Consider the following 15,907-nt stretch of genomic DNA (forward strand, 5'->3'; position numbering starts at 1 on the left):
ATGAGCTTGGCGCCCATCCTTCGAGACGCGGTCGAAGACGACCGCTCCTCAGGATGAGGGCGGTGTTTGTGGCGGGTGGTTCAGGTCAGAACGAAAAACGCTGTGCGATGATCTACTTCCTCAGATCGCCTTCGTCCGCTGCGCTCTCCGCGAGCGTGGCCGGCTCGATGCCGTAGCGCTTGATCAGCGGCATCTGCGCCACCGCGAAGGCCATGGTCAGCGGGATGACGCCGAACGCCTTGAAAGCCACCCAGAAATCCGTGCTCTGGGTGCGCCAGATCGCTTCGTTCAGAAGTGCCATCGCGAAGAAGAACAGTGCCCAGCGCTTCGTCAGCGCACGCCAGCCCTCGGGCGTTAGATTGAACATCTGGTCGAACATGATCGCGATGAAGGAACGGCCGAAGAGCAGGCCGCCGCCCAGAATGGCTGCGAACAGGCCGTAGATGATGGTCGGCTTGACCTTGATGAATGTCTCGTCGTGCAGCACCAGCGTCAGCGTTCCGAACACCAGCACGATAACGGCGGTGACCAGCGCCATGATCGGCACATGCCTGACCACGACGTAAGACGCGATCATCGCCGCAACGATGGCCACCATGAAGGCGCCGGTGGCGACGAACAGGTTGAACTTGGCATTGGCGACGAAGAACACGATCAGCGGGCCAAGCTCGGTGGCGAGCTTGAACAGCGGATGTGGCTGGTTCTTGGCGAGTGCGTCGGTCATCAGCTTTCAATTCCTGCAATCGCTTGTGCAAAGTCTTTCGCGGTGAAAGGCGCGAGATCGTCGATGCCTTCGCCGACGCCGATGAAATGCACCGGCAATTTGTATTTCTCGGACAGCGCCACCAGGATGCCGCCACGGGCGGTGCCGTCGAGCTTGGTCATCACCAGGCCGGTGACGCCAGCCGTACGATGAAACGCCTCGACCTGCGACAGCGCGTTTTGTCCCACCGTGGCGTCGAGCACCAGCAGCACCGCATGCGGCGCGCTTGCGTCCACTTTCTTGATGACGCGGACGACCTTCTCGAGCTCGACCATGAGTTCGGTCTTGTTCTGCAGCCGGCCGGCGGTGTCGATCAGCAGGACGTCGCGATTGTCGTCGCGCGCCGCTGTGACGGCGGTGAAAGCGAGGCTGGCGGAATCCGAACCCTGCGCCCCGGCGATGACCGGCACCTTGTTGCGTTCGCCCCAGACCTTGAGCTGCTCGATGGCCGCCGCGCGAAACGTATCGCCGGCGGCCAGCATGACCTTGCGGCCTTCGGCGGAGAAGGTGGAAGCCAGCTTGCCGATGGTGGTGGTTTTGCCGGAACCGTTGACGCCGACCACCAGGATCACGAACGGCTTGTGGCTGGTGTCGATCACCAGTGGCTTGGCCACGGCCGAAAGGACCTTCTCGACCTCGGTGGCCACGACGGCTTTGACCTCGTCGGCGGAGATCGCCTTGTCATACCGGCCATGGCCGACGGCGGCGGAAATCCGCGCCGCCACTTCGGTACCCAGATCGGCGCGCAGCAGCACGTCCTCGATGTCCTCGAGCATGGCGCGGTCGAGCTTGCGCTTGGTCACAAGGTCGGCGACCGCGGTGCCAAGGGCGCTCGAGGTGCGCTTCAACCCGCTGGAGAGCCGTCGCCACCAGCTCAGTTTTGGCGTTTCGGGAGTGTCGCTCATGTCGGGGGTGTGTTAGCCGTTTCGCGCCATGATTCAAAGTATGACCAGTGAAAGTGACGAAGACGTCAGTCTGGAGGCCGAGCCCCGGCTGGAACCCCGCACCGATGCGGTTGAACTGACCGAAGCCGAGATTCTGGCGCGGGTGCTGCACCGTGACGGCCTGATGCTGGTGATCGACAAGCCGGCCGGCCTGCCGGTGCATCGCGGCCCCAAGGGCGGTGCGAATCTGGAGACGTCGTTCGAATTCCTGCGCTATGGCCTGCCGCGCGCGCCCGTTCTGGCGCACCGGCTCGACAGGGACACGTCGGGCTGCCTCGTGCTCGGCCGGCATCGCAAGGCGACGGCGTCGCTGGGCCTGCTGTTCAAGCACAGCCGTATCCGCAAGACCTATTGGGCGGTGGTCGAGGGCGGGCCTGCCGAAGATTCGGGCGTGATCGACATGCCGCTTGGTCGACTCAATGCCGACCGGGGCTGGTGGATGAAACCGGATCCGGAGGGGCTCAAGGCAGTCTCGAATTTCACGGTGCTCGGCCGCGGCGGCGGCATGAGCTGGCTGGCGCTGGAGCCGGTGACGGGGCGGACGCATCAGTTGCGTGTGCACTCGGCGTCATCGGGCTTTCCGATCGTCGGCGACAATATCTACGGCAATGGTCCAAGATTCGGCGAGCCGACGCTGCATCTGCATGCGCGGGAGATCGTGATTCCGATTTCGCGCAACAAGGACCCGATTCGCGTCGTCGCGCCGGCCCCGCCGCACCTGCATGAGCGGCTGCGGGCATGCGGATGGAACGGGGAATAGGACCTAGGCGACTGAAGCAAACAGCTTCGGATCGAACGTGCCCTCATATTCGAACGCGGCCGGCCCCGTCATCAGCACGTGGTCGTCGCTCTCACGCCACTCGATGGTCAGCTCACCGCCCGGCAGCGTCATATGGACCGTGCGGTTGGTCCGGCGCAGACGCGCCGCAGCCACCGCCGTCGCGCAGGCGGCCGAGCCGCAGGCCTTGGTGAGGCCGGCGCCGCGCTCCCAGGTGCGCATCACGATGTGATCGCGATCGACGATGTGAGCCAGCGTGATATTGGCGCGGTCCGGGAAAATCGGGTGGTTTTCCAGGAGCGGGCCAAACTTTTCCAGGTCATAGGCCGCGATATCGTCGACCCAGAAGATCGCATGCGGATTGCCCATCGAGACCACTGACGGCGTGTGCAGGATCGGGGCGTCGATCGGGCCGATCTGCAGCTCGATGCCGCGGGTATCGCGGAATTCCTCCGCCAGCGGAATGTCCTGCCAGCCGAACTTCGGCGTGCCCATGTCCACCGTATAGAGATCCGGCGCCGGGCCCTGCCAGCAATTGATCAGGCCGGCCCTGGTCTCGAATGTGAGAGCCGTCTTGTCGTGGCCAGAAAGGTTTTCTCGGGCAAAGGTCTGCCGCGCCACACAGCGCATGCCGTTGCCGCAAGCGCCGGCTTCGGAGCCGTCATTGTTGTAGATCGAGACGAAGGCGTCGGTGCCGGCGAGGCGTGGCTTCTGCAGCACCATCAACTGGTCATAGGGCACGCCTTCGGGGGTCGCCACGGCGCGGGCGTCGGCCGGCGTGATGCCGGAGGCGGTGTCGCGCAGGTCGATCACGACGATCTCGTTGCCGATGCCGTTCATCTTGGCGAAGGAATGGTTGGCCAATGCGCTCATGTCGTGTCCCGTTGATCCCAGTCTTATATGGCGAGGCCGGTCCGATTGGCCAGTGCGGCACTTCTGTGGCGGGTGTTTTGAATGGCGCTCCGCAATTTGGGGAGGGGACGAAAGCCGTGGCTGCGTGTTACCATGGTGCCATATCGCGCATGTTGCCGGACGTTGCGCTGCAGGATGTCACTGGAGACCCTTCGTATGACCCGTTCTCGCCTGTCCCGCCTCGCCACTGTGGCGCTGATCCCGGCCGCCGCGCTGACGCTGAACGCCGCGGTTTGGGCGCAATCGCCGCCCGCCACGCCGCCGGCAGCGACGACGACACCGGCTACCCCTGCGCCTGCTCCCGCAGTCCCGGCGACACCTGCTGCGCCTGCCACTCCTGAAACTCCGGCACCTGCGGCGCCGGCAACGCCACCCGCGGCGGCCCAGGCTCCGGTAACTCCGCCGGCCACGCCCGCGCCGGTGCAGACCGCCGATCCGTTCGGCGAGGAAATCACGCTGACGCCGAAGCAGATGGTGACTTTCGTCGGCAAGGCGAATTGGGATTCGGCCTTCGACACGCTGATGGACGCGTTCAAGCAGGTCACGACCGTGCTCGACAAACAGGGCATCAAGTCATCGGGTAACTCGATGATCGTTTACACCGCGACCGACGACACCGGCTTCACCTTCCTCGCCGAGATCCCCGTCGATCAGGAGGTGAAGAACCTGCCGAAGACAATGAAGATGGGACTGTCACCCGACGGCAAGGCCTTGAAATTCGTTCATCGCGGCTCCTATGACAATATGGACAACACCTATGAGGCGATCACCAATCACCTCGACGACAAGAAGCTCGAGGCGAAAGACACGTTCATCGAGGAATACATGACCGATCCCTTGAAGACCGCGGAAGACAAGCTGGTCATCAATGTCTATGTGCCGTTGAAGTGATAGAGCCGCACCTCTCGTCATAAAGAAGCCTTGGACAGTCGCGAGAGAACTGGTCATGACAAATCATCTCGCTCTCGCTTCGCTGGCCATTGCGCTTATCGCCACTCCTGCTGCCGCGCAGGTCAATCCGCCGCCGACGATTTCGGTGTCCGGCGAAGGCACCGTGTCGGTGCCGCCGGATCTCGCTGTTGTCGATGGTGGCGTGACGACCGACGCCAAGACCGCACGCGAGGCCGCAGAGGCCAACAATGCCGCGATGGCCAAGGTGCTGGCGGCCCTGAAGAGCGCCGGCATTGCCGAGAAGGATATGCAGACGTCGCGGCTGTCGCTGTTTCCGCAATATGCGCAGCAGACCCGTCCCAATCCCGGCCCGAATGTGATCTCGGGCTATCGCGCCAGCAACCACGTCACCGTCCGGGTGCGCGATGTGACCAAGGTGGCCGGCGCCATCGACACGCTGGTGTCGTCGGGCGCCAATGAGGTCGGCGGCATCACTTTCATGGTGACCAAGGCGTCGCAACTGCTTGACGATGCGCGTAGCCAGGCCATCGCCGATGCGCGTCGCAAAGCGGAGATCTATGCCAAGGCGGCCGGCGTCACGCTCGGTGCGCCGATCAATATTTCCGAGGACTCCAGCAGCGCACCGGCGCCGATGATGCTGCGCAAGATGGCTGCCGACGTGGCATCCGCTCCAGTGGCGCAAGGCGAGGAAGTGCTGCGCGTGAATGTCAGCGTGTCCTGGGAAATCAAGCCGGGCCAGTAATGTTACACTCCGTCATGGCCGGGCAAAGCGCGAAGCTCGCTTCGCGCTGGCCGGGCATGACGATTGAGAGTTCTGCGATCCTCGCTTCTATATCTCCACCACCTGCCCCGGCTTCAGCGCCATAAACTTGTCGCTGGGCAGTTCTGCCGCGCTGCATGCGGCAGCGAGTCCCTTCACCGGCCCGTCGATCGCCTCATCGGTGAGCTGGAACGTCGAGTGATGGCTGGCCAGCGCCTGCTGCGCGCCGCAATCATTCAGCGCCTTCACGGCATCCTCCGGATTCATGTGCTGGTCCTTCATGAACCAGCGCGGCTCATAGGCACCGATCGGCAGGATCGCAAGCCTGATAGCGCCATGGGCTTCGCGCACGCGGCGGAAGTGCAGGCCGTCGCCATAGCCGCTGTCGCCGACGATGTAGATATTGCCGGCCGGCGTCTCCAGCACGAAGCTCGCCCAGAGCGACTTGTTGCGGTCGAACAGGCCGCGCGCGGTCCAGTGCCGCGTCGGCACCAGCGTGACGGCGAGGCCGCTGCCGAGCTCGACGCGATCTCTCCAGTCATAGGCCTCGGCCTTGATCGCGCTGTCGGCGCTTTTCATGGTGATGTCGTTGCCGAGCGGCGTGATCACGCGCGGCGCAAATTTGGCTGATAGCTTCGACAGCGTCGGAAGATCGAGATGGTCGTAATGACCGTGCGACACCAGCACGATGTCAATCTTCGGCAGCTTGTCGAACGCGATGCCCGGCGCGGTGTGACGCTTCGGCCCGGCAAACGAGAATGGCGAGACGCGGTCGGACCACACCGGATCGAACAGGATGTTGATCCCGGCGGTCTGGATCAGCCAGCTCGCGTGACCGACATAGGAAAACCGAACGCCCGCGCCCTCGACCCTGGCCGGCGGGGTATCGGCAAACTCGTTCTCGACCCAGTCGGGCCAGACCTCGCGGGTACGGCCACCACCGAACTGCCAGCGCAGCACTTCGCCGAGCGACTTGGGGGGCGCCCCGTCAGGATCGAAGAAAATCTTGCCGTCGAAGTGATCGGAGACGGGGCCGTCATAATAGGTCATGCGGGAAGCCCAGATGGCCGACAGCCCCGTCGCTGCGGCGAGGCCGCCGACGGATGCGAGAAGCTTGCGGCGTGTGATGGCCATGAAACCGAGAGGCGAAAAGTGAGTTAGGTGAGCGATCACTCACATCTAGGCCAACTGTCGCAGAAATCCAGTTGCCAATTGTCAATTTGATCGGCTGGGGCAAAAAATATCCTTTATCTGGAACGGGTTGCCATTCCGAACGACTGTACCGCGGCCATATTTCCTTGACTCGCCGGGCCCCGGCGCTGTAAATCCCCGCCAATTCTCGAAAAGTTCTCTTTTCGACCCGCCGACCGGCCCTTGAGACCGGAGGTCAACGCCCGACAGCGCGATGCGCCCTCGGGCGCAAAAGTGTTTGGTTCTTCGTCATTATGGTGATGGCGATATCGGAAGCGAAGTAGCGATGTTCGACAATCTGTCGGAACGACTTGGCGGAATTCTCGACCGGCTCACCGGGCGCGGTGCGCTGTCGGAGGCTGACGTCGATGCCGCAATGCGCGAAGTGCGCCGCGCGCTGCTCGAGGCCGACGTCTCGCTCGACGTGGTCCGCTCCTTCATCGATCGCGTGCGTGAGCAGGCCATTGGCGCCACGGTCGTCAAGTCGGTCACGCCCGGCCAGATGGTCGTCAAGATCGTCCATGACGAGCTGGTCGCGACCCTCGGTGCCGATGGTGAAGGCGGTATCGACCTTCAGGCTGTCCCGCCCGTCGCCATCATGATGGTCGGCCTGCAGGGCTCCGGTAAGACCACCACCACCGCGAAACTCGCGCGTCGTCTCACCCAGCGCGACAAGCGCAAGGTGCTGATGGCGTCGCTCGACGTCTATCGCCCGGCTGCCATGGAGCAGCTCGCGGTGCTCGGCCGCGATCTCGACATCCAGACGCTGCCGATCGTCGAAGGCCAGAAGCCTGCCGACATTGCCAAGCGCGCGCTCTCTGCTGCCAAGCTCGGCGGCTATGACGTGGTTCTGCTCGACACCGCCGGCCGCACCACGCTCGACGAAGAGATGATGTCGGAAGCGATCGAGATCAAAGCGATCGCCAACCCGCATGAAGTGCTGCTGGTCGCGGACTCGCTGACCGGTCAGGACGCCGTCAATCTCGCGCGCTCCTTCAACGAACGCGTCGGCCTCACCGGCATCGCGCTCACCCGCGTCGATGGCGATGGCCGCGGCGGTGCCGCACTCTCGATGCGCGCCGTCACCGGCAAGCCGATCAAGCTGATCGGTACCGGTGAAAAGACCGATGCGCTGGAAGACTTCCATCCGAGCCGCATCGCCGGCCGCATTCTCGGCATGGGCGACGTCGTCTCGCTGGTCGAGCGCGCCGCTGCGAATATCGATGCGGAAAAGGCTGCGCGCACTGCCGAGCGCATGCGCAAGGGCCAGTTCGATCTCACCGACATGCGTGAGCAGCTGATCCAGATGACCAATATGGGCGGTCTCTCCGGCCTGATGGGCATGATGCCCGGCATCGCCAAGATGAAGAACCAGATCGCCTCCGCCGGTCTCGATGACCGCGTGGTGAAGCGCCAGATCGCCGTTATCGATTCGATGACGCGTCAGGAGCGCAAGAATCCCGACATCCTCAAGGCCAGCCGCAAAAAGCGTATCGCTGCCGGCGCCGGCCTCAAGGTCGAGGAAGTCAACAAGGTGCTGAAGATGCACCGGAACATGGCCGACATGATGAAGGCCATGGGCTCCGGCAAGCGCGGTCCGATGGCCGGCATCGCGCAGGCCATGGGCTTCGGTGGCGGTGGCATGCCGTCGCCCGAACAGATGAAGGCGATGGCCGAGAAGATGCCGGGCGGACTGCCGCAGGGCATGCCGTCATTGCCGAAAGATTTCCCGGGCCTGTCGGGCCTGGGCAAACCGACGCTGCCGGGACTCGGCGGCTTTCCCGGTCTCGGGAAAAAGAAATAACGCGATCCATTCAACTCACATTCAAATCGAACACATCCAGGAGAATCCCATGTCCGTCGTTATCCGCCTCGCGCGCGCAGGCACCAAGAAGCGCCCCGTCTATCACGTTGTCGTCGCCGACTCGCGTTTTCCTCGCGATGGCCGCTTCATCGAGCGTCTCGGCTACTTCAATCCGCTGCTCGCCAAGGACAATGAGCTGCGCCTGAAGCTCGACCTCGAAAAGACCAAGGCCTGGATCGCCAAGGGCGCACAGCCGTCGGACCGCGTCGCTCGCTTCCTCGATGCCGCCGGCGTCGCCAAGCGCGAAGCCCGCAACAATCCCGAGAAGGCCGTGCCGCGCAAGGAGCGCAAGGCTGCTGCTGAAGCCGCAGCGAAGAAGTAAGGCGGAATGCCAACCGCGCAAATCTGCGTCGCGCGCATCGGCGCGCCGCATGGTGTGCGCGGTCAGGTCCGGCTGTGGACCTTCACCGAAGATCCATTCGCCGTGCTCGACTACGGCCCGCTTGCCACCAAGGACGGCAAGCGGCGCTTTGAGGTCGATGACGTGCGCGAGGCCAAGGGCCATCTGGTCGCGACGCTGAAGGGCGTCGCGTCTCGTGAAGACGCCGAGCGCCTCAATGGCGTCGAGCTCTATGTGGCGCGCGATGCGCTGCCCGACACCGAAGACGATGAATATTACCACGCCGATCTGATCGGCCTCGCTGCGGTCAATGCCGCGGGCGATGCGGTCGGTCGTGTCGTCGGCATCCATAATTTCGGCGCCGGCGACATCATCGAGATCGCGCCGCCTGACGGCGCGACCCTGCTGCTGCCCTTCACCAATGCCGTGGTGCCGACCGTCGATCTTGCGGCCGGCAAGGTCGTGATCGAATTGCCGGGTGAGATCATCGGCGACGATCCCACCGCGGCGTAAGGTTTACGCTTTCAACGTTTCCGCAATCGTTGCAGCGAACGGCGTCGTCGTCCGCCCGATCAGCTTGCTCAGCGTATGGCTGTCATCGAACAGGGCGCCGTCGGCGGCGGCCGTGTTTGATGTCGCGATCAGCTCCGCGAGTTCTTCCGGGAGGCCCGCATTGAGCATGATGGCCTTGAAGTCGGCTTCCGGCAAACGGACATAAGGAATTGCTCTGCCGCACTGCTTGCTGATCTCCGCTGCAAAATCCTCCAGCGTGTAAGCTTGATCGCCAGCCAGCTCATAGACCTTGCCGGCGTGACCTTCTTCCACAAGCACGATCGCGGCTGCCGCCGCATAATCCGCACGCGTTGCCGACGCGATGCGGCCATCCCCGGCACTGCTGACCAACGCATTATGCGCCAATGCCGCGGGGATGGATGCCGTGTAGTTCTCTGTGTACCAGCCATTGCGCAGCAGCACGAAAGGGATGCCGGAGGCGCGAATCAACTCTTCCGTTGGCAGATGCTCTTTTGCGACTGACAGCTTCGAGGTGTCCGCACGCAGCACGCTCGTATAGGCGATCAGCTTTACGTCGGCGCGCTTTGCTGCGTCGATGACGTTGCGGTGCTGCGCGACGCGCTGACCGAGTTCGTTCGACGAGATCAGGAGCAGGCGGTCGATGCCTTTGAAGGCGGCGTCCAGCGTCTCCGGTTTGCTGTAGTCGGTGGCGACGACCGAGACGCCCCTGGCTGCAAGATCGGCGCCCTTGGCGGGATCGCGCAGGCCGGCGACGATCTGGCTGGCCGGGACGCGTTTGAGCAGGGCATCGATGGTGAGGCGGCCGAGCTGGCCGCCGGCGGCGGTGACGAGAATACGGTGGTTCGACATGGCGGGATCCTGTGTGGTCTCTAAATGAACACAGGTCTTGAATAGAGACCGCTAGCCGTTTCCGTAAGGAGGCAGGTTTTTCTCACCAGGTGACTTGGAAGTGACCTGCGGTCGGCCGGAAGGAACCCCCGATGTCCCAAAAAGCTCCTGATGAGACCCCACTGGCCACCCGGTTTGACGAATGGCAGGCGAGGGGTTTCGACGCCGACGCCTGTCCGGTGCGCAACGTGCTGGACCGCATCGGCGACAAGTGGACGTCGCTGTTGCTGGTCGCGCTGGCAGCCAGGCCGCGGCGCTTCAGCGAGCTCCATCGCGCCGTGCCGGACATCTCCAAGCGCATGCTGACGCAGTCGCTGCGCGACCTGCAGCGGGATGGGCTGGTCACCCGCCACGTCTTTCCCACCAAGCCTCCATCGGTCGAATATCGTCTCTCGCCGCTGGGGCGGTCCGCGCTCGGGCCGCTGGCCGGCCTGATCGATTGGGCCGAGCGCAGCTTTGCCGAGATCAAGGCCTCGCGCGCGGCATTCGATGCGGGCGACACCAGCGAGCAGATGTCGGCGGCCTAGGCTGCGAGCGACGGCGTTTGACGCCTCGCGCCGGACGCGCGATGGAGAGCCATGATTTCCCATCTTTCATCCGCCCCATGGCGCGCGACGGTGCTGACGCTGTTTCCCGAGATGTTTCCGGGGCCGCTCGGTATCAGCCTCGCCGGCAAGGCTCTGGCTTCCGGCCTGTGGGCGCTGGAGGCGCGGGACATTCGCGCCTCGGCCACGGACAAGCATCGTAGCGTCGATGATACGCCCGCCGGTGGCGGGCCGGGCATGGTGCTGCGGGCGGACGTGCTGGCGGCGGCGATCGATGCGGTGGATGCGCAGGACCGCCCCAGGCTGGTGATGAGCCCCCGCGGTCGGCCATTGACCCAGGCGCGGGTGGCGGAGCTGGCCGCCGGGCCGGGGCCGCTGATCGTGTGCGGTCGCTTCGAGGGCATCGATCAGCGCGTCATCGACGCCCGCGGGCTCGAGGAAGTCTCGATCGGGGACTATGTGCTGTCCGGCGGTGAAATCGCCGCCATGACGCTGATTGACGCCTGTGTGCGGCTTTTGCCGGGGGTCATGGGTAAACTGGCATCTGGAACCGACGAGAGTTTCTCCGACGGGCTACTGGAATACCCGCAATATACTCGCCCGCAGGCCTTCGAGGGGCGGGAGATTCCCGAGGTTCTGATCTCCGGTGACCATGCCAGGGTCGCCAAATGGCGGCTGGCCCAGGCGGAGGCGCTGACTGCCGCGCGGCGGCCCGATTTGTGGGCGGCGCGTCCGAAAGCGCCGGAACCAGGCAAAAAGCGAAAACCGCCAAAAATCACGACGGGCGAGTGACACAGACGGTGACAACGGCTTTGCTTTCCCGTATAGCAGCGCCAAATCCGTGCACTGGCAGGGTAAGAGTTTCGTGCGCAGCCCGCGCAATGTCTGGGCGCGCCGCCGATGGAGATTTTGATGAACATTATCCAGACGCTTGAAAAAGAGCAGTTCGACCGCCTTTCCGCCACCAAGTCGATCCCGGAATTCGGTCCCGGCGACACCCTCATCGTCAACGTGAAGGTTGTCGAAGGCGAGCGCTCCCGCGTGCAGGCCTATGAAGGCGTCTGCATCGGCCGCAACGGCGGTGGCATCAATGAGAGCTTCACCGTTCGCAAGATTTCCTACGGCGAGGGTGTCGAGCGCGTGTTCCCGCTGCTCTCCCCGATGATCGACTCGATCAAGGTCGTGCGTCGCGGCAAGGTGCGTCGCGCCAAGCTGTATTACCTGCGCGATCTGCGCGGCAAGTCGGCCCGCATCACCGAGAAGAAGACCGAGCGCCCGGCCAAGGTCGCTGCTGTGGCTGCTGCCAAGTAATATTCCGCATCATCGAATGTGCGAGACGAAAAGCGCGGCGCAAGCCGCGCTTTTTTGTTGTGCGGCGCTCGCATACCTTCGCCGCATTGGCGAAATTGAACCCAAGTGCTATATCACTGGAATGTTTCTAGATCTGCACCAGCATGCGCTTCGCATCGTTATCGACGATCATAGCCGGCTGCCCGGGCGCTTCTTCGGGCGCTTTACGACCTCTGTCGTGGCGGCGCTTCGAAAGCTCTGACGCCTGCTCTTTGACCGCCATTTTTCAGTCGCGTGTCTCGCGCCGTCAAACCGGCCCGCTTTCAGCAGCACGCAACCGATCTTAAGTTTTCTTTCGAGGCCTGAACTCATGACCGACTCTGCAAAACCGACGACCCTGTACGACAAGATCTGGAACGATCATCTGGTGTATGAAGCCGACGATGGTACGGCGCTGCTCTATATCGATCGCCATCTCGTGCATGAAGTCACAAGCCCGCAGGCTTTCGAAGGCCTGCGCGCCGCCGGCCGCCGTGTGCATGCGCCGGAGAAGACACTCGCTGTCGTCGATCACAACGTGCCGACCACGGATCGCACCAAGCCCAATCCCGATCCGGAAAGCGCCGAGCAGATCGCGACGCTGGCCGAGAATGTGCGCGAATTCGGCATCGAATATTACAACGAGTTCGACAAGCGTCAGGGCATTGTCCATGTCATCGGCCCCGAGCAGGGCTTTACGCTGCCGGGCACGACGATCGTTTGCGGTGACAGCCACACCTCGACGCATGGCGCATTCGGCGCACTAGCGCATGGCATCGGCACGTCGGAAGTCGAGCACGTCCTGGCGACGCAGACGCTGATCCAGAAGAAGGCCAAGAACATGCGCGCCACCGTCGATGGCGTGCTGCCCGAGGGCGTCACCGGCAAGGACATCATCCTGGCCATCATCGGCGAGATCGGTACCGCCGGCGGCACCGGCTATGTGCTGGAATATGCCGGCGAGGCGATCCGTGCGCTGTCGATGGAAGGCCGCATGACGGTCTGCAACATGTCCATCGAAGGCGGCGCCCGCGCCGGCCTGATCGCACCTGACGAGAAGGCCTATGAATTCCTCAAGGGCCGTCCGATGTCGCCGAAGGGCGACATGTGGGAGCAGGCTATGCGCTACTGGGAAACGCTGCGCTCCGACGAAGGCGCGCATTTCGATCACGAGATTCGTCTCGACGCCGCCAAGCTGCCGCCCATCGTCACCTGGGGCACGTCGCCGGAAGACGTCATCTCGATCACCGGCAAAGTACCAAACCCCGCTGATATCGCCGACGAAGCCAAGCGTCTCTCCAAGGAGCGCGCACTGGCCTATATGGGCCTGACCGCAGGCACCAAGATCACCGATATCAAGCTGGATCGCGTCTTCATCGGCTCCTGCACCAATGGCCGCATCGAGGATCTGCGCGCCGCGGCCAAGGTCGTCGACGGCAAGACCGTCAACGGTCATGTCTCGGCGATGATCGTGCCGGGCTCGGGTCTGGTGAAGGAGCAGGCGGAAGCCGAAGGCCTCGACAAGATCTTCCTGAAAGCCGGCTTCGAATGGCGCGAGCCGGGCTGCTCCATGTGCCTGGCGATGAACCCGGACAAGCTGGCGCCGGAAGAGCGCTGCGCGGCGACCTCGAACCGCAACTTCGAGGGCCGTCAGGGCCACAAGGGCCGCACCCATCTGGTGTCGCCGGCAATGGCTGCTGCGGCTGCGATCGCGGGGCACTTCGTCGATATCCGCGAGTGGCACTGATTAACCCGGCTCGTCATTCCGGGGCAGGCCGGGCCGCTTAGCGGATCGGTATGCGCCCGGAATGAGTCCAGCTTCTTCGTCGCTGGGCATCAGCAGGTGATGAACACTTCAAGATTCCCCGCCACTCCAATTGGAGTGGCGGAGGTTCGCATTTCAGCGGCTACGCCGCTTTCATGCGCCCCGGAATGACAGTCGAAGCCATCCGGGCTACCTTTGCGCCATGCCGCGCATCGCTTCCAATCCCGTTGAAATCACCACCGCCGCCGCCCGCCGCATCTGGTTGCGCGCACAGCGGCTCGATGCCCGTGCGCCGTTCGGCGATGGCGCAGAGGCAGTGAAAGCAGCGGTTGCGCATCTCGGCTATGTGCAGATCGACACCATCCATGTGATCGAGCGCAGCCATCATCACATCCTGTTCTCGCGCATCCCCAACTACAAACGCGCGGATCTCAGGCAGGCACAGACGCACGACAAGAGCGTGTTCGAATACTGGACCCACGCGCTGGCCTATGTGCCGACCGATGACATCGGCTTCTTCGTACCGGATATGAAATACTATCGCCGTGAGGGCCATGGCTGGTTCGCATCGGTGACGCCGGCCGACAAGCGCAAGGTCATGCGGCTGGCGAAAGCCGGCCCGTTGTCGATCCGCGATATCGATGACGACGTCCTGCGCGAGAAGGATCACGAATGGGCCAGCCGCAAGCCGTCGAAGCGCGCATTGCAACTGGCGTTCTATGAGGGCTACCTCACGATCTCGGAACGGCAGGGCATGCTGAAGACCTATGACCTGCTGCTGCGGCATTTCGGTTGGGACAGGCTGCCGAAGCCGGCCACGTCAACGCAGAAATTAACTTACTTGCTGGATCGGGCGCTGCGGTCGCAGGGAATCGTCAGTCTGGATTCGATCTGTCATCTCGATGCGCCGAGCAAGGCCGGCATAGGCAAGCTGATCGATGCCCGCGTGCGCAAGGGCGAGTTGGTGGCCGTGACGCTCGATGGCGCCGGCAAGCAGGAACACTGGACGACGCCCGCAGCGCTCGAGGACACCAGCGAAGGCGAGCAGGGGCTGGTGCATGTGCTGTCGCCGTTCGATCCGCTGGTGATCCAGCGCAAGCGCACCAATTTGTTCTTCGGCCACGACCATCGTTTCGAGGCCTACGTTCCGAAGGAGAAACGCCAGCTCGGCTATTTCGCGCTGCCGGTGCTGGTGGACGACCAGATCGTCGCGGCCGTCGATCTCAAGACCGACCGGCAGAAGCGCAAACTGCTGATGCAGCAATGGAGCTGGGTCGGCGATGGCGCGAAGCCGAAGACGCCGCGCAAGGAATGGAAGCGGCGGATCGAGGAAGAGCTCGGGCGGTTCGAGGCGTTTCAGCTCGGGGAGTGAACGACCAGCACTCAGTCGTCATGGCCGGGCCAAGCCCGGCCATGACCGAGAGTGTGGAGCGTCGCTTCAGTCAAACCGGCCCATCTCACCAGTAGACGTGGAAGCGATGGTAATGCCGCCGGTAGTGCCAGTGGCGGTGATGCCAGGGGCGATAGCGGCAGATCTTCCGTGGGCCGTAATAGGTCCAGACGATCCGGCAGAAGCGGCGCGGTTGGTAGTAGCGCGGCCCGTAATAATAGGTCGGTCCGTAATAGCCGTAAAAACGTGGTCGGAAGTGGTGGCGATGACCGTAATAGCGCACCGGCGCGAAGTGACGGTAGCCGCCATGGAATACGGGCGCGCGCCGGAAGCCGCCGCCGACAAAGGCCGGGCCCGGGCGGAAACCGCCACCGCCGCGGAACGCAGGCGCTACGGCACGGAATCCTCCGCCGCCACCGCCGCCCCGAAACGCCGGCATGCCGCCGCCGTGAAATCCGCCGCCGCCTCCGCCATGGAAGGCGTGACCGCCACCGCCGCCACCGCCGCGGAAACCTCCCCCGCCACCGCCGCCGTGTCCACCGCGATGCTGAACCTGCATGAGCAGCGCGTCGCTCGCCTGCCTGGCTGTGGGTGCCGCGCCGGGATTGATCAGTGAGACTGCCCGCGCCGATGGTGTCAGCGACATCATCATCGTTGCGGCGGCAGCCACGCCAAGCGAGCGCGTCATGAATTGTCTGATCGCAAAACCTCGTTCGGCATTCAGGACAGGTTGTCGATTTTGAACATCTCTCATTGGAAACATCCTCCCTCGATCAGCGCATGGGACATCGTCCGCGCAAACCTGACGGCACAGGTCCCCACTTGCGCCAACGATATGTTTGCGCATGGTCGTGTCATGTGAGTTGTCGCACCTTGACCGAAAATTAAGGATGCTGATCTGAACGCGTCATGAATAACGCAGGCACGAGCCGCGCGGCACGCACAAAAAAACAGGCGCCGCAAAGGGCGCCTGTCGATGTCGTCTGGAGATG

The 15,907-nt window shown here is 63.6% G+C and carries 18 protein-coding genes; 11 read left to right on the plus strand and 7 right to left on the minus strand.

Annotated elements, in window-relative coordinates:
- Positions 1 to 112: 112 nt before the first annotated feature.
- Positions 113 to 724, minus strand: coding sequence for a septation protein A (locus tag ACEK02_RS21320; protein ID WP_371423544.1), 612 nt, complete (start codon positions 722 to 724; stop codon positions 113 to 115).
- Complete coding sequence (gene ftsY / locus ACEK02_RS21325; protein ID WP_371423545.1) at positions 724 to 1,668, minus strand: signal recognition particle-docking protein FtsY; 945 nt, start codon at positions 1,666 to 1,668, stop codon at positions 724 to 726. Before ftsY ends, ACEK02_RS21320 begins: the two co-directional genes overlap by 1 nt.
- 163 nt (positions 1,669 to 1,831) lie before the next feature.
- On the opposite strand from ftsY, the gene ACEK02_RS21330 reads away from it, so the two are divergent.
- The gene (locus ACEK02_RS21330; protein WP_371423616.1) at positions 1,832 to 2,467 is read left to right on the plus strand and encodes an RluA family pseudouridine synthase; all 636 of its coding nucleotides are present in this window, start codon (positions 1,832 to 1,834) and stop codon (positions 2,465 to 2,467) included.
- Between the two features lie 3 nt (positions 2,468 to 2,470).
- Here the strand turns inward: ACEK02_RS21330 and dapF are convergent, their stop codons facing one another.
- Positions 2,471 to 3,358 (minus strand): diaminopimelate epimerase, encoded by an 888-nt coding sequence (dapF, locus tag ACEK02_RS21335; RefSeq protein ID WP_371423546.1) that lies wholly within the window; start codon positions 3,356 to 3,358, stop codon positions 2,471 to 2,473.
- Positions 3,359 to 3,553: 195 nt separating this feature from the next.
- Between dapF and ACEK02_RS21340 the strand changes: the two genes are divergently transcribed.
- Positions 3,554 to 4,288 carry a GyrI-like domain-containing protein gene (locus ACEK02_RS21340; protein WP_371423547.1) on the plus strand — a complete coding sequence of 245 codons (735 nt, stop codon included), beginning with the start codon at positions 3,554 to 3,556 and terminating at the stop codon, positions 4,286 to 4,288.
- A gap of 55 nt (positions 4,289 to 4,343) precedes the next feature.
- Positions 4,344 to 5,051: an SIMPL domain-containing protein gene (locus ACEK02_RS21345; RefSeq protein WP_371423548.1), complete on the plus strand. Its 708-nt coding sequence runs from the start codon at positions 4,344 to 4,346 to the stop codon at positions 5,049 to 5,051.
- A gap of 87 nt (positions 5,052 to 5,138) precedes the next feature.
- Here ACEK02_RS21345 and ACEK02_RS21350 read toward each other — a convergent pair whose 3' ends face one another.
- Entirely contained in the window at positions 5,139 to 6,203 is a 1,065-nt protein-coding gene (locus ACEK02_RS21350) for an MBL fold metallo-hydrolase (protein WP_371423549.1), read from the minus strand.
- A 343-nt stretch (positions 6,204 to 6,546) separates the two neighbouring features.
- Here ACEK02_RS21350 and ffh point away from each other — a divergent pair, with 343 nt between their 5' ends.
- From ffh to rimM, 3 genes are read left to right on the plus strand one after another with little or no spacing between them, the layout of a single operon-like run.
- A complete protein-coding gene (gene ffh, locus ACEK02_RS21355) occupies positions 6,547 to 8,064 on the plus strand; it encodes a signal recognition particle protein (protein WP_371423550.1) in 1,518 nt (505 codons plus the stop codon).
- Positions 8,065 to 8,113: 49 nt separating this feature from the next.
- The gene (gene rpsP / locus ACEK02_RS21360; protein ID WP_116659492.1) at positions 8,114 to 8,446 is read left to right on the plus strand and encodes a 30S ribosomal protein S16; all 333 of its coding nucleotides are present in this window, start codon (positions 8,114 to 8,116) and stop codon (positions 8,444 to 8,446) included.
- Between the two features lie 6 nt (positions 8,447 to 8,452).
- Positions 8,453 to 8,977, plus strand: coding sequence for a ribosome maturation factor RimM (gene rimM / locus ACEK02_RS21365; RefSeq protein WP_371423551.1), 525 nt, complete (start codon positions 8,453 to 8,455; stop codon positions 8,975 to 8,977).
- Between the two features lie 3 nt (positions 8,978 to 8,980).
- On the opposite strand, the gene ACEK02_RS21370 is transcribed toward rimM, so the two are convergent.
- Entirely contained in the window at positions 8,981 to 9,847 is an 867-nt protein-coding gene (locus tag ACEK02_RS21370; RefSeq protein ID WP_371423552.1) for an SDR family oxidoreductase, read from the minus strand.
- Between the two features lie 131 nt (positions 9,848 to 9,978).
- On the opposite strand from ACEK02_RS21370, the gene ACEK02_RS21375 reads away from it, so the two are divergent.
- From ACEK02_RS21375 to rplS, 3 genes are all read left to right on the plus strand, one after another.
- Positions 9,979 to 10,413, plus strand: coding sequence for a winged helix-turn-helix transcriptional regulator (locus tag ACEK02_RS21375; RefSeq protein WP_371423553.1), 435 nt, complete (start codon positions 9,979 to 9,981; stop codon positions 10,411 to 10,413).
- Between the two features lie 51 nt (positions 10,414 to 10,464).
- A complete protein-coding gene (gene trmD / locus ACEK02_RS21380; protein ID WP_371423554.1) occupies positions 10,465 to 11,223 on the plus strand; it encodes a tRNA (guanosine(37)-N1)-methyltransferase TrmD in 759 nt (252 codons plus the stop codon).
- Between the two features lie 120 nt (positions 11,224 to 11,343).
- Positions 11,344 to 11,742 carry a 50S ribosomal protein L19 gene (gene rplS, locus ACEK02_RS21385; protein ID WP_149529486.1) on the plus strand — a complete coding sequence of 133 codons (399 nt, stop codon included), beginning with the start codon at positions 11,344 to 11,346 and terminating at the stop codon, positions 11,740 to 11,742.
- A 127-nt stretch (positions 11,743 to 11,869) separates the two neighbouring features.
- On the opposite strand, the gene ACEK02_RS21390 is transcribed toward rplS, so the two are convergent.
- Positions 11,870 to 12,004 carry a hypothetical protein gene (locus ACEK02_RS21390; RefSeq protein ID WP_371423555.1) on the minus strand — a complete coding sequence of 45 codons (135 nt, stop codon included), beginning with the start codon at positions 12,002 to 12,004 and terminating at the stop codon, positions 11,870 to 11,872.
- 87 nt (positions 12,005 to 12,091) lie between these two features.
- Here ACEK02_RS21390 and leuC point away from each other — a divergent pair, with 87 nt between their 5' ends.
- Positions 12,092 to 13,507: a 3-isopropylmalate dehydratase large subunit gene (leuC, locus tag ACEK02_RS21395; protein ID WP_371423556.1), complete on the plus strand. Its 1,416-nt coding sequence runs from the start codon at positions 12,092 to 12,094 to the stop codon at positions 13,505 to 13,507.
- Between the two features lie 220 nt (positions 13,508 to 13,727).
- On the plus strand, positions 13,728 to 14,897 hold the full coding sequence (locus ACEK02_RS21400; protein WP_371423557.1) for a winged helix-turn-helix domain-containing protein: 1,170 nt from the start codon (positions 13,728 to 13,730) through the stop codon (positions 14,895 to 14,897).
- Between the two features lie 85 nt (positions 14,898 to 14,982).
- Here the strand turns inward: ACEK02_RS21400 and ACEK02_RS21405 are convergent, their stop codons facing one another.
- A complete protein-coding gene (locus ACEK02_RS21405; protein WP_371423558.1) occupies positions 14,983 to 15,603 on the minus strand; it encodes a hypothetical protein in 621 nt (206 codons plus the stop codon).
- Between the last annotated feature and the right edge of the window lie 304 nt (positions 15,604 to 15,907).

It is taken from the genome of Tardiphaga sp., from assembly GCF_041424195.1.
Taxonomy (GTDB): domain Bacteria; phylum Pseudomonadota; class Alphaproteobacteria; order Rhizobiales; family Xanthobacteraceae; genus Tardiphaga.

What these genes read in the sequence shown, in the direction of transcription:
- ACEK02_RS21350 (WP_371423549.1), bottom strand. Translation starts at nt 6,203, where the DNA reads ATGGCCATCACACGCCGCAAGCTTCTCGCATCCGTCGGCGGCCTCGCC.
- ACEK02_RS21390 (WP_371423555.1), bottom strand. Translation starts at nt 12,004, where the DNA reads ATGGCGGTCAAAGAGCAGGCGTCAGAGCTTTCGAAGCGCCGCCACGAC.
- leuC (WP_371423556.1), top strand. Translation starts at nt 12,092, where the DNA reads ATGACCGACTCTGCAAAACCGACGACCCTGTACGACAAGATCTGGAAC.
- ACEK02_RS21330 (WP_371423616.1), top strand. Translation starts at nt 1,832, where the DNA reads ATGCTGGTGATCGACAAGCCGGCCGGCCTGCCGGTGCATCGCGGCCCC.
- ACEK02_RS21320 (WP_371423544.1), bottom strand. Translation starts at nt 724, where the DNA reads ATGACCGACGCACTCGCCAAGAACCAGCCACATCCGCTGTTCAAGCTC.
- ACEK02_RS21405 (WP_371423558.1), bottom strand. Translation starts at nt 15,603, where the DNA reads ATGACGCGCTCGCTTGGCGTGGCTGCCGCCGCAACGATGATGATGTCG.
- dapF (WP_371423546.1), bottom strand. Translation starts at nt 3,358, where the DNA reads ATGAGCGCATTGGCCAACCATTCCTTCGCCAAGATGAACGGCATCGGC.
- ffh (WP_371423550.1), top strand. Translation starts at nt 6,547, where the DNA reads ATGTTCGACAATCTGTCGGAACGACTTGGCGGAATTCTCGACCGGCTC.
- rimM (WP_371423551.1), top strand. Translation starts at nt 8,453, where the DNA reads ATGCCAACCGCGCAAATCTGCGTCGCGCGCATCGGCGCGCCGCATGGT.
- trmD (WP_371423554.1), top strand. Translation starts at nt 10,465, where the DNA reads ATGATTTCCCATCTTTCATCCGCCCCATGGCGCGCGACGGTGCTGACG.
- rpsP (WP_116659492.1), top strand. Translation starts at nt 8,114, where the DNA reads ATGTCCGTCGTTATCCGCCTCGCGCGCGCAGGCACCAAGAAGCGCCCC.
- rplS (WP_149529486.1), top strand. Translation starts at nt 11,344, where the DNA reads ATGAACATTATCCAGACGCTTGAAAAAGAGCAGTTCGACCGCCTTTCC.
- ACEK02_RS21345 (WP_371423548.1), top strand. Translation starts at nt 4,344, where the DNA reads ATGACAAATCATCTCGCTCTCGCTTCGCTGGCCATTGCGCTTATCGCC.
- ACEK02_RS21340 (WP_371423547.1), top strand. Translation starts at nt 3,554, where the DNA reads ATGACCCGTTCTCGCCTGTCCCGCCTCGCCACTGTGGCGCTGATCCCG.
- ACEK02_RS21400 (WP_371423557.1), top strand. Translation starts at nt 13,728, where the DNA reads ATGCCGCGCATCGCTTCCAATCCCGTTGAAATCACCACCGCCGCCGCC.
- ftsY (WP_371423545.1), bottom strand. Translation starts at nt 1,668, where the DNA reads ATGAGCGACACTCCCGAAACGCCAAAACTGAGCTGGTGGCGACGGCTC.
- ACEK02_RS21370 (WP_371423552.1), bottom strand. Translation starts at nt 9,847, where the DNA reads ATGTCGAACCACCGTATTCTCGTCACCGCCGCCGGCGGCCAGCTCGGC.
- ACEK02_RS21375 (WP_371423553.1), top strand. Translation starts at nt 9,979, where the DNA reads ATGTCCCAAAAAGCTCCTGATGAGACCCCACTGGCCACCCGGTTTGAC.